We start from the raw sequence: 15,912 nt of genomic DNA on the forward strand, positions 1-15,912 counted from the left end.
AGGGCATGGCGCATTAAGGGCGCACTGGCGTTTGAAATGAGCCGTGACGAGGTTTACTCCGTAACCCTATAGGGAAAGTACGACCTGGAGGAGTGGGAAAAGCATGTGCTCGGCGAAGAAAAAACCTGATCAGAAGGGTTTCACCCCTGCGCCCATCCCTGATTCTGAAGCGTTGCGCATCAAAGACCTTGAAAGCCTGAAAGTTCTCGACACAGAAGCCGAAGAACGGTTTGATCGTCTGACCGCACTGATCGCGGACGTTTTTGATGCGCCGATAGTGCTGTTGTCGCTGGTTGATCGGGACCGGCAGTGGTTCAAGTCCGCCTATGGCCTCAATGTGCAGGAGACCTCCAGGGAAATTTCATTTTGCGGGCACGCCATTTTTGAGCCTGACGCCATGGTGGTGGAGGATGCAAACGAGGACCCTCGTTTTTGCCTGAACCCTCTCGTCACCGGAGAGCCCAATATCCGCTTTTATGCCGGGGCCGTAATCAGGGGGCCGTCGGGGATGCCCATTGGCACCTGCTGTTTGATCGATAGAAAGCCCCGTAAGTTGAGCGAACGGGACAAAGGGCGATTGCTGGCTTTCGCCAGATTGCTGGAAAGCGAGCTTATGCAGTCTGTGAAGCTCACGAGATTACAGCAGGAAACGGTTATGTCGGCCTACTTCGACCCTCTTACCGGGCTGCCGAATCAGCGGCTTTTTCTGGATCGCCTTGAGCAGCGCCTCAAGATCGCCGGAAGTCTGGATACTGTCACGGTATGCGTGGTGAATATTTGCCGTTTCTCCAATGTCATTAGCGCCTGGGGTAAAGATAACGCCAATAAAACGTTAATCGAGGTGGGCAAACGGCTCAAGCTGTCGCTCAAAAACAGAGGAACCGTGGCGCGTTTATCAGGTGACCGGTTCGCTGTATTCACCCATCGAGCTAAAGTTTCCCGCTATGAAAAATCTCCGCCTCACCTACGAGACTCCCTTCCTTTTAAATTGAATGATGTCTTTAGCGAGTCGGTGGAAATCGCAGGTGTGGCGCTGCACCTGGAAGTTGTTGTTGGTGTGGCGAGCTACCCGCAGGATGGCGGAGAAGCGACCTCATTGCTGGAAAACGCCACCAGGTGCTCAAAGACCGCCGGGGCTTCGTCGCATGTTCAGTACTATTCACAATCACTGTCCGATGAGGCGTCCAGAGCTTTCGCCATTGAGCAGCGTTTACGCTCAGCTATCCTTAACCAATCGCTTCATCTGCACTATCAGCCCATTATTGACCTGAAAACCGGTCGGTTGCAGTCTCTGGAGGCGCTTTTGCGATGGCGGGATGAACAGTTGGGGAATGTTCCGCCCGCGGACTTCATTCCCGTGGCGGAAGCTACCGGCGCTATCGCCGACATAGGGCGCTGGGTGGTGGAGGAGGTCTGCTCGCAACTGGCTGCGTGGAAAAGTCACTATGCGCATCCGCTCGTTCCGGTGACGATCAATCTGTCTACGATCCAGTTAATGAGATCAGAGACTGCGCAGGAAGTTGAATCAATCGTGACCCGCGCCGGCGTGGACAGTGCGCTGATTCAGCTCGAAGTCACTGAAAGCTGTTTTCTGAAGGATTTTGACACGGCTCTCCGCAATATGCAGAAGATGGTGGACCTGGGCTTCAATTTCTTGATTGATGATTTTGGAACGGGATTCTCTTCTCTTAGTTACCTGAACAAGTTGCCGCTGCATAAGCTGAAGTTAGACCGCAGTTTTGTTTCAGGAATTGAACACTCCGACAAATGCAAAGCCTTAGCGAAGCACATTATCGCCCTGAGCCAGGAGCTGGGATTAATCGTGGTGGCCGAAGGCGTTGAGGATTCCGCCCAGGCCCGAATACTGAGCAGCATGAATTGCGATCAGGCCCAGGGCTATCTCTACAGCCGTCCATTGCCGCCGGAGGAGGTTTCCCTGCAATTTTTTGGTATATGACGGCACGTGTTCTTTGAAAGAGGAATATTGCTTTGAGTCCAGCGGGAAAATGGAGGGGGATTCTATTGAACCAGCGCTCTGGGAGGCCCTTCGACAAGCTCAGGGCGAACGGGCTGGGGTTTTACTTGGGGTTTGCTCAATATTTCTGTTCCTTTTCGGATAAAGGGCGTTATTTGAACGTCGGATTGGCATCACAGCAACCAATACTCCGTTCGCCCTGAGCCTGTCGAAGGGCTGGCAGTCCCCCGCAATACCAGAAGTGTTACTAATCAAGCGGGAAAATAGTTTTCACTTGAAGGGATTCTGTTTGGACTAGCGCTCTGGGAAGCCCTTCGACAAGCTCAGGGCGAACGGGCTGGGGTTTTACTTGGGGTTTGCTCAATATTTCTGTTCCTTTTCGGATAAAGGGCGTTATTTGAACGTCGGATTGGCGTCACAACAACCAAGACTCCGTTCGCCCTGAGCCTGTCGAAGGGCTGGCAGTCCCCCGCAATACCAGAAGTGTTACTAATCAAGCGGGAAAATAGTTTTCACTTGAAGGGATTCTGTTTGGACTAGCGCTTTGGGAGACCCTTCGACAAGCTCAGGGTGAACGGGCTGGGGTTTTACTTGGGGTTTGCTCAATATTTCTGTTCCTTTTCGGATAAAGGGCGTTATTTGAACGTCGGATTGGCATCACAGCAACCAATACTCCGTTCGCCCTGAGCCTGTCGAAGGGCTGGCAGTCCCCCGCAATACCAGAAGTGTTACTAATCAAGCGGGAAAATAGTTTTCACTTGAAGGGATTCTGTTTGGACTAGCGCTCTGGGAGGCCCTTCGACAGGCTCAGGGCGAACGGGGTGGGGCGTTCGTCTTTAGTTCAGCCCGATTAACAGCATGCGGTTATCTATGACTTTTTCTAACATCTTGCCCATCGTTGTCAGTGCATCCCCCAAGAAACAATAATCCAGTAAAGGCTAATGGCCGAGGCCAGGAGTGACCGCCGTCTCGGCGCCTTCAATAATTTGTATGTTGCAATCCGGGTTTAAGTCGACTTTGTAGTCGCCTTGTCATGGCCAAAGTTTTTCGTTGCAATAGCGCTCTGTTGTCCACAGCTCATCACTCCAAAATTCCTCGACTTTGCGTCTGTCGTTAATCGCCCAGTGGTAATGTCGGGTGGGATAAACGCTGTCGTCATAGCCAATGCGAACACAGCGACCGGTAATATCCGCATCCTGTGCGGCGTCAAAGAAATATTCAGCGTTATCCGGCGTTGCAGGAAGAATGTCGCTTTGCGTCAGTGAGTTGAATTCGTTGATGAATCGGTTGCAGGCGTCTTCAATTTCCTTGTCCACTTTCCAGATGTAGTGGTACTGAACCGGAGAAACGCCGGGCGCGCATCCTGCTGCAACCGCCCCATACAAGACGCAACTTTCACGTAATGCGGCAATCAGTAAGGGCTCCTTGGATAAAGAGGCGATGCCGACCAATGAATAATCGTCTTTCTCCCGGGCGATGTTCACCGCCAATTCCGTCAATGTCGCCAACGCCCACTCATCAGGGGGCAGCGCATTTAGTGCGTAGTAGAGGGGATCATGTCGTGAAGGCAAGAGTCCGCTATAGTTGGCGCCAGCGCCATAAATCGCCGCGTTGCAGACTTTCAGCAACTGTCGGAATTCAGGCATCTCTTCCACCTTATCTGCGGAACGCGCACCCTGTTGCTGTAAAGAGCGCATGAACTGAAAGTACTCTGTCAGCGCTTCTGTCTCTGCATAGTAACCCTCTACCGGCCCACTACATGGCTCTACATCCAATACCTTCGCCACCGCTTTGGCCGCCGGCAGGAGCGTATTTACTTCAAAAGACTGCATGCGCTGGCGATACAACTCGTCCAGGGCCAGAATCAGTGTGCGGTTGTCTACGATGCATTCGATAGTGCGTATTTCGGACATAAATACCTTGGCTGTGGCGGATGAATATACTTTGACTTTTAAGAGTAGGCTAAGTTAGCTTCAGATAACTACTGTGAGTTTGCCAGAGTGCGTGTGGGGATAGAACTTTTAATTGAAAAGGAGATCAAATGAGCGTCAAGAATTTTATTATTTTAATAGGCGGGCCTGGGAAGTTTGTTGGCTGTGATAAAGCGCATGATCAAAGCTGGACAAACTATTTCGTTCCTGTTCAGTTAGCAGCAGTTCGCGACCTGTATAAAAAACAGGCTGGAGAGATTGTGCATTGGCTGGTTTACGAGCCATCGTACAAAAACAGGTGGGACGATGATAGCGAAATTTCTAAAGTAGAAATGGCTCAAAGCGATGGATATTGGTTGCACTCTATTAGAAAAGCTGCGACGAAGAAAGTAAAAGACAAGGGCGCGCACAACTATATTCATAGAATGCAGCAGGTTGCAGCGAAGCATAGTATTAAATATAAGGGGATATCGAAGCCTCAAGACTTCTGGGACTACTTGCAAAAGCTTTCAGACGGCAGTATTAGTCGCGTCTGGTACAGCGGACATGCCTCCGATACAGGCTTGTTTTTGAGCTTGGATCATAACAAAGGATGTGAACCTGTTGCTCACACCTCTGATATTGTTGAAGTTGACTCCATTAACTTAAATAAATCTCTTATTGGCAAGTTTTCCAACTCGTCAAAAACACCCTCTAAGTTTTATGGTTGCTATACAAGCAGTTTTGCAAAGAGATGGAGTGATATATTTAAAGTTAAGGCGGAAGGAGCCGTGCGCAAAGTTGACTTTGGAGTGCTAGACAGACCCTCTACAATCAGCAATGTTATGGAAAGAATAGAGAAAACGCCAACAACACTTGGATCACCTGGATGGACTACCTATTAGTGGGCTGGGCTATGAAGCAAAAAATAGTCAGACTGAGAAGAAATCTATACCGATGCATGGCCATTTTTTCCATGCTTTTGTTTTCAATCGCTTGCGCTTCTGATCGGAATGTAGAAGTGGACTCTCAATCGTACGAGTCGGAGTTCCGCACATTATGGCTGGCGCATAATGGACTGGAGTTTCCCCCCTCGGAATCCGGGTTGCAAGATTGTCAGTCGGCTAATTATCAACCTTGTCTTGACGTTGTAAAAAGAGTCCAGGCGGCGAAGAGTCAATTGTTGGCTGTTTCAAGTCAGCAAGGTTTGTCTGCGACACTGGCGGCCATCCGTAAATACTGTCTTCCCGACGCGGAAAATGAAGCAATGGCGGTATGTGAAGGCGCGATTTCCGGGTTGTATTTTTATGCCTCTACGAATGAAGATCAGGAAATTATCGACACTGTAAAAGCCGCCGATAAACATCTGGCTGAAAGACTATTCGCCCGCCATTACGAGTGGTTATATAACCGTAAACTGCTTGGCGAATGGCAAGTGCTGGTTGATCAAACAACGTTGCCTGAAGCCAAAAAAGATCTCATAAAAGAAAGGCTGTCGAGCAAAGAGGTGGAGAAGTTCGGACTAATGCTCGTGGACTGACAGGCGCGAATACGTGACGCCGGTATTGAGGCTTCAGCGCAGAGGGGCGATATTAAAACGGAAGAAGTGTAAGCATGATAATGGCGAGAAGGACTTTATATGCCCAGTCAAGTCAATGAAGCGATAGAAAACCACTACGCTCGCCAAGATGTGGGGAGTCTTATATTGGCGGCGCTGGAAGGCGCGGGGAAAGATCTGCATCGTCTTACGCTGGAGGATCTGGCGCCGATGGACGCGTTTCACCTGCGCGGCCGGGCGGCGACGCGTGAGTTGGCCGAGATTGTGTCGCTGGAGGCGAGCAGACGTGTGCTGGATGTGGGGTGCGGCATTGGCGGAACCTCGCGTTATCTGGCGCGGGAGTATGGTTGTCGCGTTACCGGCATTGATCTGACGGAGGAATATTGTCGCGCTGCGGCCATGCTGTCCGCCAGAGTGGGTCTTGAGGCGCTGACTGACTTTCGTCAGGGGGACGCCGCTCATCTGCCGTTTGAGGATGAATCCTTCGATATTGTCTGGACCGAGCATGCGGCTATGAATATTCCGGATAAATCCCGGCTTTACCATGAAGTTTACCGGGTCCTCAAGCCGGGTGGCTCCCTGGCGATTCACGACGTTCTAGCCGGTCCCTCCGGTCCGGTGTTGTATCCAACGCCCTGGGCGCGTACGTCTGACACCAGCTTTCTGATCGGGCCGGGTACGCTGCGCAACCTGCTTGCAAGCGCTGGTTTCAGTATTTCAGCCTGGGTGGACGCCACAGAGGCGGCGCGTTCCTGGTTCGCCGCGCAGCTCGAAAAGATACGGAAGAACGGGCTTTCTTCGCTTGGCGTGCATGTCCTGATGGGGGAGGGGTTTCGGGCGATGGCCGAAAATCAAGGGCGTAATCTGCAGGAGGGACGCATAGCGCTTGCGCAAGTAGTCGCAAGGAAATAGAGCTTTTGATTGTTGAGTCGGCGCATCCCTGCGCCAGGCTGTTAACGGGTCAATCCAGTGACTTCGTCAATAATGCTTATTGCGTCGGCAACGATTTCGCCGCGCCCCGAGGAACCGTAATCACCCATAACTCGCTGGCGTCGATGGAGCCTGTGGAACAGCTCTTATGGTAGACGCTTGAGTTGGAACTGCCTGAGTCCACATAAAGGCAGTTGGAATTGCTGCGGTTTTTCAATTGCACTGCGCCAGTGGAGGTATAAATCGGCGTGAAACGCTGATGATCAGAGTTGTCGCAGGCTTGCGTATAAACACCGGAATAATCACTGTCCACATGCAGACATACATCTGTGTAATAAGCATTTCTAAAACGCAGTGAGCCGTCTGCAAGATACTCCGTTCGCCAGTTGATGCGTTCGAAATCACTCCCCGTATATTCATAAGCAGGGTAAGTAAATACATAGCCTGCGCCATTATGATAGTTAACTAATAATTGTCCGGTATAAACATTCTCCAAGGCCGCATTGACATAATCCTGGGCGTGGCTGGTTTGCGCTATAGCGGCGCTGATAATAAGTGCAGGTAGAATTCGAGATAACATATTTAATAGTCCTGATTATTTAATTAATAACGTTGAAATCTGACTGGGGTATGGTCTGAAGAAAGTTGTCCGACCAGAGAGGCGATACCCAGTAACGCGCGCATTAAATTGGCGCCGCCGGTGATGGAGCCGGTGACGGCGTAATCGAGGTTGCCCCCGCTGCGCTGGGTGGCGGAATCCTGATTGACCAGATTGATATTGGCGTGAACCGCTGGGTGGTTGGTCGCCAGTTGCGTATTCAGCGCCTGAGGGCTGCGGTTCCAGTCGCCCATGATCATGAAAGGGGCGTTGTTGTTCGCCGTAGCGAAGTAGTTATGCACGGCGTTTACGATCAGCGCGGCGTCCGTTCCCCCGTTGGCGGAAGCGTGAATGGAGAAGTAAGTATCCCCGGCATTGCCCACTTCAACGCCCAGAATGGGGCGAGCGCTGGCGTAACTGGCGGGAGGAGGAAGGATAATCACCCGGTTGGCGCGCTCTTCCGTGACGATGGCGACGTTAACCCGGTTAGCGCCGGCGTCGTTGCGTGAAAAATAGATCCAACGGTATTCAGGGCGAGAGCGTGTGCCAATATTCCAACGGTACTCTTCAACCGGAACCTGAACCGCATGGGGATTATCCAGTCGCGGCGGGGTAAGCTGCGGCATCAGTTCAGCGGAGTCAGGAACCGAACCAGCTTCCTGAATCGCCAATACCTGTGCGCGATCAGAGCCGCGCAGCAACTGGCGGATGCTTACATTCCATTTACTTTCCGATGCATGGCTGGAGCCTTGTAAGTTCCAGGTAACGGCGACACGGTCGAATAAAGCGGCATGAGAAAGTGGAACAACCAGTAACGTTAATGTCCAAAAGGACAGCTGTTTAAATATCCATCGATAAACCTGAATAGGCATTAAAACATCCTCTATTGTGATATATCTTCTCGTTTTGAATGCGAATGCCTTCGCATTCGAATCAATTAAACAATGCCTTCGGGTTTTGGTTCCCTGTTTTTTATTAAAAGATCCCCATATAAAGGATATTTGACCTGATTTAAATGAATGGCTGGCTAAGTGTTTTTATAAGGCCACGTATAAACGTGATGGAGTGATAGAAAAAGATCGCTTTTCTGTTTCCGGCGACAGACCGTAAAGATTGTCTGAAAGCCTATGAGTTGTCATTTATATTGCGATTAAAAGTAATAGGTTGTAACTTGTTGTGCGCTTTATCATGTATCTAAAGATGGTTTGCATTGAAACTGAAACTATTTGGCGTGTGTCTGGCGACATTCATTTCTAATTTCATACTGACAGGAGCAACAGCTGTGGCGGAAGAACGGAGTGTTCAGGTAGCTGAGGAGGCGCTGCAAGGCGTGGTGAGAACCAATCTGGATTCGCCGCAGCCGACCTCGGCGCAGCTGGAGAGAAAACGCAAATATACGGCTGAGGTGAAAGCCCTGGGCGGCCCAGTGAATCAGAATCTGCCGGTAGTGGAAGATGCGGCTGCAATTGAACCAAGAGAGAAGGCCGACGTTGCGCGCAGAGCGATTGCCGTGGCCATTGCGGCGGTCAAGGCGGAAGGCATGCCCCATGAACAGGTGCGCGGGATTATCGACAATTGGGGCGCGGAATCCTATTTCTCTCCGGAAGAGTTGGCGTTTGTGAATACAGCGACGCCATCGGAAAAAGACCGGAGCAAATTCAGCTGGCGCTATGAAGGGCTGGACGTATTGTTATGGGCGTTGGGTTATAAAGAGGCTTTGCCGCCGCCCGATCAGATATGCGATGTCGAATCGGACGTTGGCGTTATTGTCAGTCATCCTGGAGACACTCTGGCGACACAAGCGCAGCTTCGCTCAATGGATGAGATACTTGATATGGCGGACTTTTATTATCGTCTGCATTGGGCGGCGATTGAGCTTCGCATGAAAGGCGCAAGCAATGCCGCTATTAATGAAGAAATCATTATGGAACGGCATTACGCGCTTAATTGGCTGATTCGTTATATGAATCAGGACTGGGACGCTATTACCACTGACACCTGAGCGGTCAGATTATTGTGGTTGAAACAGGTCGTCGCCCAGTTGGTCGATGGCGGTTTTTACCTTCATCAAGGTAATTTCATTGCACTGTTCTTTGCTGGGGATCTGATCGGCGCGGATGAACTGATGTTCACGAACCTCGCCGTCGATTTCTTTGCGAATAACCGCGCCGACGCCGTAATTTCCGCCCAGATTACGTGGTTTCAGAATTATCTGGAAACCTTTGTGTTCGATAATATCTTCTGGCTCAGGGGCTTTTTCGCCGCCGAACATGGATTTAAAAAATGAGCCCAGGCCCATGCTTTTCTCCTGTTTATAACAAGGTAATGAGGACCTATGAGGTCCCGCTCAGTCGCTTATTGTGGCGTAAGCGCTGGATTTTTCAAATGGGTGAGGTTCCTGTTCAATATGCGGCGCTTAGAAGTATTAAGTGGGTGGATCTATTTGTCCGACAGGTCAGGTTCTGTGTTTGGTCGAGTAGGAGAGGGCAATCGAGTGGGTAAAATCACAAAAGGATGATGACTTTTTGACCGATTGATACATTTATTAATAATCTTAAAGTAATCAATTAAGATCTCCGTGGTATTATAAACAACTGAATGTTTGTTCTGGACGACAAACAGGGTAATATAAATCGGCCTCAAATTGTCTTGATGCGCCGCCTCCACTATATTGAACGAAACCTGTCCACCGTCGGATGCCGATCTCCCGGACAGTTTTTCAATTAACCCGATAGCTAAAAACGATTAGTCATACATGCAGTTAAAGATTTTAAAAGATCTGAAAAAGCTCAGCCCACGCGAAGTCTCGCAACGCTTGTCAGAAGCGCTGCAGGAAATGGACACAAGCATGAAAGATCGCAAACAGGAAGACTTCAAGCGGAAACTGGATCAGTTAATGGAGGAATACCACAAGGATATATCCGACGTGATTGATATTCTGTCTCTTAACGAAACTCATAAACCAGACTAAATAAAGTTCCCGCACGTAACCGTCTCTTCCACGAGCAGTCTTTATAGTGAGCAGTAGAATGATGGCAGACGCCGAGTCGTCCGCCGTACGGTGTTACTTCGTCTTAGAGTTATTGCTATCATATGCGCCGGCTGCGCCGCCGCACTGCGTTCGCACGCCCGAATTATCCGCCGCCCGGGCCAACAAGTTTATTTGTCTGTTGCTGTCGTATTACAAGCCCGGCGCGTATTTGCGCTTCAAACGAAGCGCATATGCATATTAAATGATCAGCAACGGAATCCAGCATCAACATAGCTAAGGATCAAGAGAGAAAATAATGAATCTGAATTTAACCGCAATGCCCACAACAATTGATCTGATGCATTTGGGATTGGCTGTATTCGCAGTGATATTTCTGGCGGCGTGGCTGAGCGCCAGAAAAAATGCGAAATCACAGGATGTCGCGACGCAGCCCGCGTCACAACCGGTTGAAAAGCCCGCCGAACCGGCCCCGGAAGTCAAACCGGAACCTGTTAACCCCTTCAAAGATTCAACCCCGGACTCAGCTTTGCAGTTATTGGCCCTGTTACAACAGAACGCGCGCTTTATTGATTTCCTGAAAGAAGACCTGGCCGGATTCAGCGATGCGGATATCGGCGCTGCGGCGCGTGTTGTGCATGAAGGCGGCCAAAAAACCCTGAATGAATACTTCACTCTGGCGCCGCTGCGTCAGGAGGAAGAAGAAAGCCGCGTCACTCTGCCGGAAGGATTCAACGCCTCTGAAGTGCGTTTGACTGGCAATGTCGCAGGCGCAGCGCCGTTCACCGGCGTATTGGTGCATCGCGGCTGGAAGGCGGTGGACGTGAAGCTGCCGAAACTCGCCAAAGAACATGACGCCGCTATTATCGCGCCGGCGGAGGTCGAACTATGAGCGATATGAACGCCGATAGATCGCCCCGTTATAGTGTGGGCATCGATCTGGGCACCACCAACTGTGTGTTGTCCTATATTGAGCTGGCGGATGAGAACGGACAGCTGCCGGATGAAGACCAACTGCATCAGGAAGTGATGCCGGTCCCTCAACTGACCCGTCCTGGCAGCGTTGAGGAAAAGAAACAACTCCCGTCTTTTTTGTATCAGCCCCACGAATCTGAACTGGGGGAAGGGGAGCTGGCCTTGCCCTGGACCGCCAAAGCGGACGCCCTAGTGGGCGGCGTCGCTCGTGAGCTGGGATCGAAAACGCCCATTCGCCTGGTGGCGAGCGCCAAAAGCTGGCTGTGTCATGGCGGCGTTGACTGCCGTTCCGATTTTCTTCCCCTGAACAGCCCGGAAGAAGTGGCGCGCATCTCTCCTCTGGCGGCGACGATCCGCTACCTGGAACACTTGCGCAATGCCTGGAATCATAAACATCCCCAGCACCCGCTGAGTCAGCAGGATGTAGTGGTGACTGTGCCGGCGTCTTTCGACCCGGCCGCCCGCGACCTGACGGTGGAAGCGGTCAAATCCGCCGGGCTCGGCAACCTGACGTTGCTGGAAGAGCCCCAGGCCGCCGTTTACAACTGGATCAAGGCCAGTGGCGGCTCCTGGCGGGATCAGGTGGGCGTGGGCGACATCGTCCTAGTGGTGGACATCGGCGGCGGCACCACTGACTTGTCCTTGATCGCCGTCACCGAACAGAACGGCGGTTTAGAACTGAACCGCGTCGCAGTCGGCGAACATATTCTGCTGGGCGGCGACAATATGGACCTGGCTTTGGCCTATCGGGTGAAAAGCAAACTGGCGCAAGAAGGCAAAGAGCTGCAGCCCTGGCAAATTCAGGCGATCGTACACGGTTGCCGCGACGCCAAAGAGGCATTGCTGTCGGATCAAGACGTCAACGCCGTGCCGATTGTCGTACCCAGTCGAGGGTCTAAACTGCTGGGCGGCTCACTGCGTACTGAGTTGACCCGGGAAGAGGTGCAACAGACTCTGGTGGAAGGGTTCTTCCCTGTGGTCGGCGTTGCAGAGCATCCGAAACAGCAAATGCGTCGCGCGCTGACGCAAATCAGTCTGCCTTACGCCCAAGACGCCGCGGTTACGCGGCATCTGGCGGCGTTCTTAAGCCGACAACACGCCGCCGCCAACGAACTGTTGGCGCAAAACGAAAGCGAATTTATCAAACCCACCGCGGTGTTGTTCAACGGCGGCGTGTTGAAGGCGCCCGCGTTGTCCTCGCGCCTGATGAACATCATCAACGGCTGGCTGAGCGACGCCGGCGCGCCCGCCGCCCGCCTACTGCAGGACAGCGATCTGGATTTGGCGGTAGCCTGCGGGGCGGCCTATTACGGCTATGTGCGCCGTGGACGCGGCGTGCGCATTCGCGGCGGCATCGCCAGCGCCTACTATGTGGGAATCGAGAGCGCCATGCCGGCGGTGCCGGGCATGGAAGCGCCGATGGAAGCTCTGTGCGTCGCCCCCTTCGGTATGGAAGAAGGCTCGGAAGTGAAAGTGGAAAGCCAGGAACTGGGCTTGGTCGTCGGCGAACCCGTCCGTTTCAAATTCTTCGGCTCCACGCTGCGTCGCGACGACGAACCGGGCAGGGTGCTGGACGCCTGGGACCCTGAGGAGCTGGAAGAGTTGCCGGAAATTCAGGCCTCGCTGCCAGCAGAAGGGCGTCGCCCTGGCGAGATCGTGCCAGTGCGCCTGTCTGCGCGGGTCACGGAAGTCGGCACTCTCTGCCTGGAAGCCATTCCCAGAAGCGGCGATGCAAGATGGCAGGTTGAATTCGACGTACGCGAGGGTTGAGAGTGAAATATCTGGTAGGGATAGATTTGGGCACCACGCATACGGTGGTGGCTTATACGGACATTTCGACGGGAACGGAAAACGCAGTGCCCCGTCTGTTTGAAATCGAACAGTTGGCGGCGCCGGGCGAATTGGCCAGGAAACCCATGCTGCCGTCTTTCCGCTACCATCCAGCGCCTGGAGAAATTGCGGAGCATCATCTGCAACTGCCCTGGCGTCCCCAGGCGCTGCCCGGCGAGATCGGCCAGGTGGTGATCGGAGAATGGGCGCGGGAGTTGGGCTCCAAGGTCGACGGTCGCCTGGTGGCCAGCGCGAAAAGCTGGCTGTCCCATCCACAGGTAGAGCGAACGGCGGATATATTGCCCTGGGCCGCAGCGGAAGATGTGGTCAAAGTTTCTCCGTTGCTCGCCAGCGCCAGCTATCTGCATCACGTCAGGCAGGCATGGAACCGGGAGCATCCGCAAGATCTGCTGGAGCAGCAGGAAGTCGTGATCACCGTGCCTGCTTCTTTTGATGAAGGCGCCCGTTCTCTGACCCTGGAAGCCGCCCGCTTAGCGGGCTTACCGGAAGTACTGTTATTGGAGGAGCCGCAGGCCGTCGTGTACGACTGGTGCGCTCGTAATAAAGAGCAGGCGCAGACTTTACTGCAGGACGCCAGACTGCTGCTGGTGTGTGATGTCGGCGGCGGCACCACGGATTTGAGTTTGATCAGCGTGGCGGCCGGCGCCGCCGGCAAAGGCGAGCTGACCCTGAATCGCGTCGGTGTGGGCGACCATCTTATGCTGGGTGGCGACAATATCGATCTGGCGCTGGCGCACATAGCGGAACAGCGCATCGCCAGCGCGCGTAAACTCAGCGCAGCGGCGCTTTCCCAGCTGATTCAGCAAACCCGAAAAGCGAAAGAATTACTATTGTCGCCGGAAGCGCCCGAAGCCGCATCCGTGACCGTGCTGGGCGGCGGCGCCAAGTTGATCGGCGGCGCCAAAAGCTGCGAGCTGACCCGTGAAGAAGCGCACCAGATCGCCGTGGACGGCTTCTTTCCTCTCTGTGAATTCAGCGAACGTCCCGCCAAACGCCGCAGCGCGGTGGTGGAGTTTGGTTTGCCCTATGCGCCGGACCCCGCCGTCAGCAAATACATTGCGGAATTCCTGGCCCGTCATGAGCATGCCTGCCGACAGGCGCTAAAGACCAGCGAAACGGCTGCGGCGGTTCCCGACGTGCTGTTGCTGAACGGCGGCGTATTCAACAGCCCGTTACTCAGCGAGCGGGCGCGGGCGTTGCTGAGTCAATGGAACGGCGCCCCGGTCAAGCTGCTGGATAATGCGCACCCCAATCTGGCGGTGGCTTTTGGCGCGGTGGCCTACGGGCTGGCGCGTAAAGGCGCGCAGATCAAAATTGGCGGCGGTTCGGCCCGTTCTTATTTTCTGATTGTAGAGGCGTCCAGTGACGCCGCCGCAGATAAGAAATTTGGCGTTTGCTTATTGCCCAAAGCGACGGAAGAAGGCGAAGAAATTCGTCTGCATGGTCGTAAATTCGCGTTGCGCATCGGACGCCCGGTGCGCTTTCATCTGGCGTCTTCCACAGGCGATAAAATCTTCAACGCCGGTGACCTGGAAGAGATGGACGAAGAGGATTTCATCTTCCTGCCGCCGATGGTGTCCGCATTGAGCGCGGAAACAGATGACAGCGGCGCGGAAGTGGAGGTGGAGTTGAGCGCGACGCTGACGGAGGCCGGCGCTTTGCAGGTGGAGTGTGTAGGGATTGAGAGCGATGGCGTGACCCCGTCGCGTTGGCGCCTGGATTTTCAGTTACGCAAACAGACGCCGGCGGAAGACTGTGGGGCGCAACTGCCCGCCAAATTCGCTGAAGCGGCGAACAAAATCGAAGCCGCGTACAGTTCTGACAAGAAAGGCGGCGATTCCATCAAAACCCTGCGTAACGATCTGGAAAAGCTGCTCGGCAAACGCGACCAATGGGATATGCCCACGCTGCGGGCTATTTTCGATAAGTTTCTGGAAGGCGCCAGGAACCGCCGCCGCTCAGCGGCGCACGAGCGTATCTGGTTGAACTTCGCCGGCTATTGTTTGCGGCCTGGCTTTGGCGACCCGCTGGACGACTGGCGCGTACAGCAGGTATGGAAAATGTACCAGCAGGGCCTGCAGTTCGATAAAGAAGGGCAGCTGTGGAGCGAATGGTGGACCTTCTGGCGTCGCGTCGCCGGAGGACTCAACAGCGAGCAGCAACAGCGCGTGTACAAGGATGCGGCGGTCTATATCAATCCGGCCGCATTGCGTAGTCGCAAGCTGTTGGCGACCCCGGCCTTCAAGTCATATGAGGACATGGTGCGTCTGGCGGCGGCGCTGGAGCGCTTACCGGTGGCGACCAAAGTGGAAGTCGCCAAGTGGCTGTTGCAACGCTTGCAGAAACCCAGTGAGCCGGTCGCCAGCTGGTGGGCGTTGGGACGCATTGCTTCGCGACAACCTTTCCACGGCAGCGCTCACAACGTCATTCCCGCAGATACTGTGTCGGGGTGGCTGCCGCAGTTGCTCAAGCAGGACTGGAAAAAGAACCAGGAAGCGGCGTTCGCCACAGTCATGCTGTCGCGAATGAGCGGCGATCGCGTGCGCGACCTGTCCGAAGCGGATCGCGATGCGGTGATTGCTGCGCTGAAAAGCGTGAAAGCGCCTGCGGTCTGGGTCGACATGGCGTCACAGGTGGTGGAGCTGGATGAAGCGGAAACCAAACGCGTATTTGGCGAGGCGCTGCCGTCCGGCCTCAAGCTGTTGATGGAATAGTCGCAGAATCGTCAGAGCTGACCAGCTAACGCCAGTTTCGTCGGCCTGGATGAGGAAAAAAACCGAGGCGCCCACCCTGGCTCATTAACGCCTCGGTCGCTGGGGAGCTTCTCCAGTGATCGCAGTCGCCAGGAGCAGCTTCCGTAAGCGGAAGGGGAGTCAGAAGCGGGGTAAGCGCTTCTGAAACCGCTGTCGGACAGGGATAGTATCTCCTTAGCGCAGGGTGACTTCTGTGCAAAATTGCGCTTTATTTCCGCTGAATATGCCCATTACTTCTTTTTCCGTTTTTGTTGACCCCGCCTTTTCCCAAAACCTGATTTTTCTGCTTTAATTCATAGAAATACTCCTTCCAGAATCCATCGCAGTTCGTTTTTTCGACGGGTCCTCCGTGCGAAATGCGAGCGGGATACTG

Annotated in this window: 13 protein-coding genes; 9 read left to right on the forward strand and 4 right to left on the reverse strand. The window is 53.5% G+C overall.

From position 1 onward, the window contains the following. Positions 1 to 103: 103 nt before the first annotated feature. Entirely contained in the window at positions 104 to 1,957 is a 1,854-nt protein-coding gene (locus tag AC2IBB_RS15530) for a sensor domain-containing phosphodiesterase (protein WP_486333739.1), read from the forward strand. 1,049 nt (positions 1,958 to 3,006) lie between these two features. On the opposite strand, the gene AC2IBB_RS15535 is transcribed toward AC2IBB_RS15530, so the two are convergent. Then, complete coding sequence (locus AC2IBB_RS15535) at positions 3,007 to 3,888, reverse strand: hypothetical protein (protein WP_486333740.1); 882 nt, start codon at positions 3,886 to 3,888, stop codon at positions 3,007 to 3,009. 128 nt (positions 3,889 to 4,016) lie between these two features. Between AC2IBB_RS15535 and AC2IBB_RS15540 the strand changes: the two genes are divergently transcribed. From AC2IBB_RS15540 to AC2IBB_RS15550, 3 genes are all read left to right on the forward strand, one after another. Beyond that, a complete protein-coding gene (locus tag AC2IBB_RS15540) occupies positions 4,017 to 4,790 on the forward strand; it encodes a hypothetical protein (RefSeq protein ID WP_486333741.1) in 774 nt (257 codons plus the stop codon). A 116-nt stretch (positions 4,791 to 4,906) separates the two neighbouring features. After that, complete coding sequence (locus AC2IBB_RS15545) at positions 4,907 to 5,425, forward strand: hypothetical protein (RefSeq protein ID WP_486333742.1); 519 nt, start codon at positions 4,907 to 4,909, stop codon at positions 5,423 to 5,425. Positions 5,426 to 5,524: 99 nt separating this feature from the next. Beyond that, positions 5,525 to 6,355 (forward strand): class I SAM-dependent methyltransferase, encoded by an 831-nt coding sequence (locus AC2IBB_RS15550; protein WP_486333743.1) that lies wholly within the window; start codon positions 5,525 to 5,527, stop codon positions 6,353 to 6,355. A gap of 76 nt (positions 6,356 to 6,431) precedes the next feature. Here the strand turns inward: AC2IBB_RS15550 and AC2IBB_RS15555 are convergent, their stop codons facing one another. Continuing rightward, positions 6,432 to 6,953, reverse strand: coding sequence for a ricin-type beta-trefoil lectin domain protein (locus tag AC2IBB_RS15555; protein ID WP_486333744.1), 522 nt, complete (start codon positions 6,951 to 6,953; stop codon positions 6,432 to 6,434). A 23-nt stretch (positions 6,954 to 6,976) separates the two neighbouring features. Beyond that, positions 6,977 to 7,843 carry a cytolethal distending toxin subunit B family protein gene (locus AC2IBB_RS15560; RefSeq protein WP_486333745.1) on the reverse strand — a complete coding sequence of 289 codons (867 nt, stop codon included), beginning with the start codon at positions 7,841 to 7,843 and terminating at the stop codon, positions 6,977 to 6,979. A 410-nt stretch (positions 7,844 to 8,253) separates the two neighbouring features. Between AC2IBB_RS15560 and AC2IBB_RS15565 the strand changes: the two genes are divergently transcribed. After that, complete coding sequence (locus AC2IBB_RS15565; protein ID WP_486333746.1) at positions 8,254 to 8,973, forward strand: DUF4272 domain-containing protein; 720 nt, start codon at positions 8,254 to 8,256, stop codon at positions 8,971 to 8,973. A gap of 9 nt (positions 8,974 to 8,982) precedes the next feature. On the opposite strand, the gene AC2IBB_RS15570 is transcribed toward AC2IBB_RS15565, so the two are convergent. Further along, positions 8,983 to 9,270, reverse strand: a complete 288-nt coding sequence (locus AC2IBB_RS15570; RefSeq protein ID WP_486333747.1) for an HlyU family transcriptional regulator — start codon at positions 9,268 to 9,270, stop codon at positions 8,983 to 8,985. Between the two features lie 456 nt (positions 9,271 to 9,726). Between AC2IBB_RS15570 and AC2IBB_RS15575 the strand changes: the two genes are divergently transcribed. The 4 genes from AC2IBB_RS15575 to AC2IBB_RS15590 all read left to right on the forward strand — a co-directional run bounded on the left by AC2IBB_RS15575 (position 9,727) and on the right by AC2IBB_RS15590 (position 15,500). Then, a complete protein-coding gene (locus AC2IBB_RS15575; protein WP_486333748.1) occupies positions 9,727 to 9,942 on the forward strand; it encodes a hypothetical protein in 216 nt (71 codons plus the stop codon). Positions 9,943 to 10,258: 316 nt separating this feature from the next. Beyond that, the gene (locus AC2IBB_RS15580; RefSeq protein ID WP_486333749.1) at positions 10,259 to 10,852 is read left to right on the forward strand and encodes a DUF2760 domain-containing protein; all 594 of its coding nucleotides are present in this window, start codon (positions 10,259 to 10,261) and stop codon (positions 10,850 to 10,852) included. Further along, positions 10,849 to 12,705 carry an Hsp70 family protein gene (locus tag AC2IBB_RS15585; protein ID WP_486333750.1) on the forward strand — a complete coding sequence of 619 codons (1,857 nt, stop codon included), beginning with the start codon at positions 10,849 to 10,851 and terminating at the stop codon, positions 12,703 to 12,705. Before AC2IBB_RS15580 ends, AC2IBB_RS15585 begins: the two co-directional genes overlap by 4 nt. 2 nt (positions 12,706 to 12,707) lie before the next feature. Further along, positions 12,708 to 15,500 carry an Hsp70 family protein gene (locus AC2IBB_RS15590; protein ID WP_486333751.1) on the forward strand — a complete coding sequence of 931 codons (2,793 nt, stop codon included), beginning with the start codon at positions 12,708 to 12,710 and terminating at the stop codon, positions 15,498 to 15,500. Positions 15,501 to 15,912: the final 412 nt, after the last annotated feature.

It is taken from the genome of Hahella sp. NS-SX17 (genome assembly GCF_057367735.1).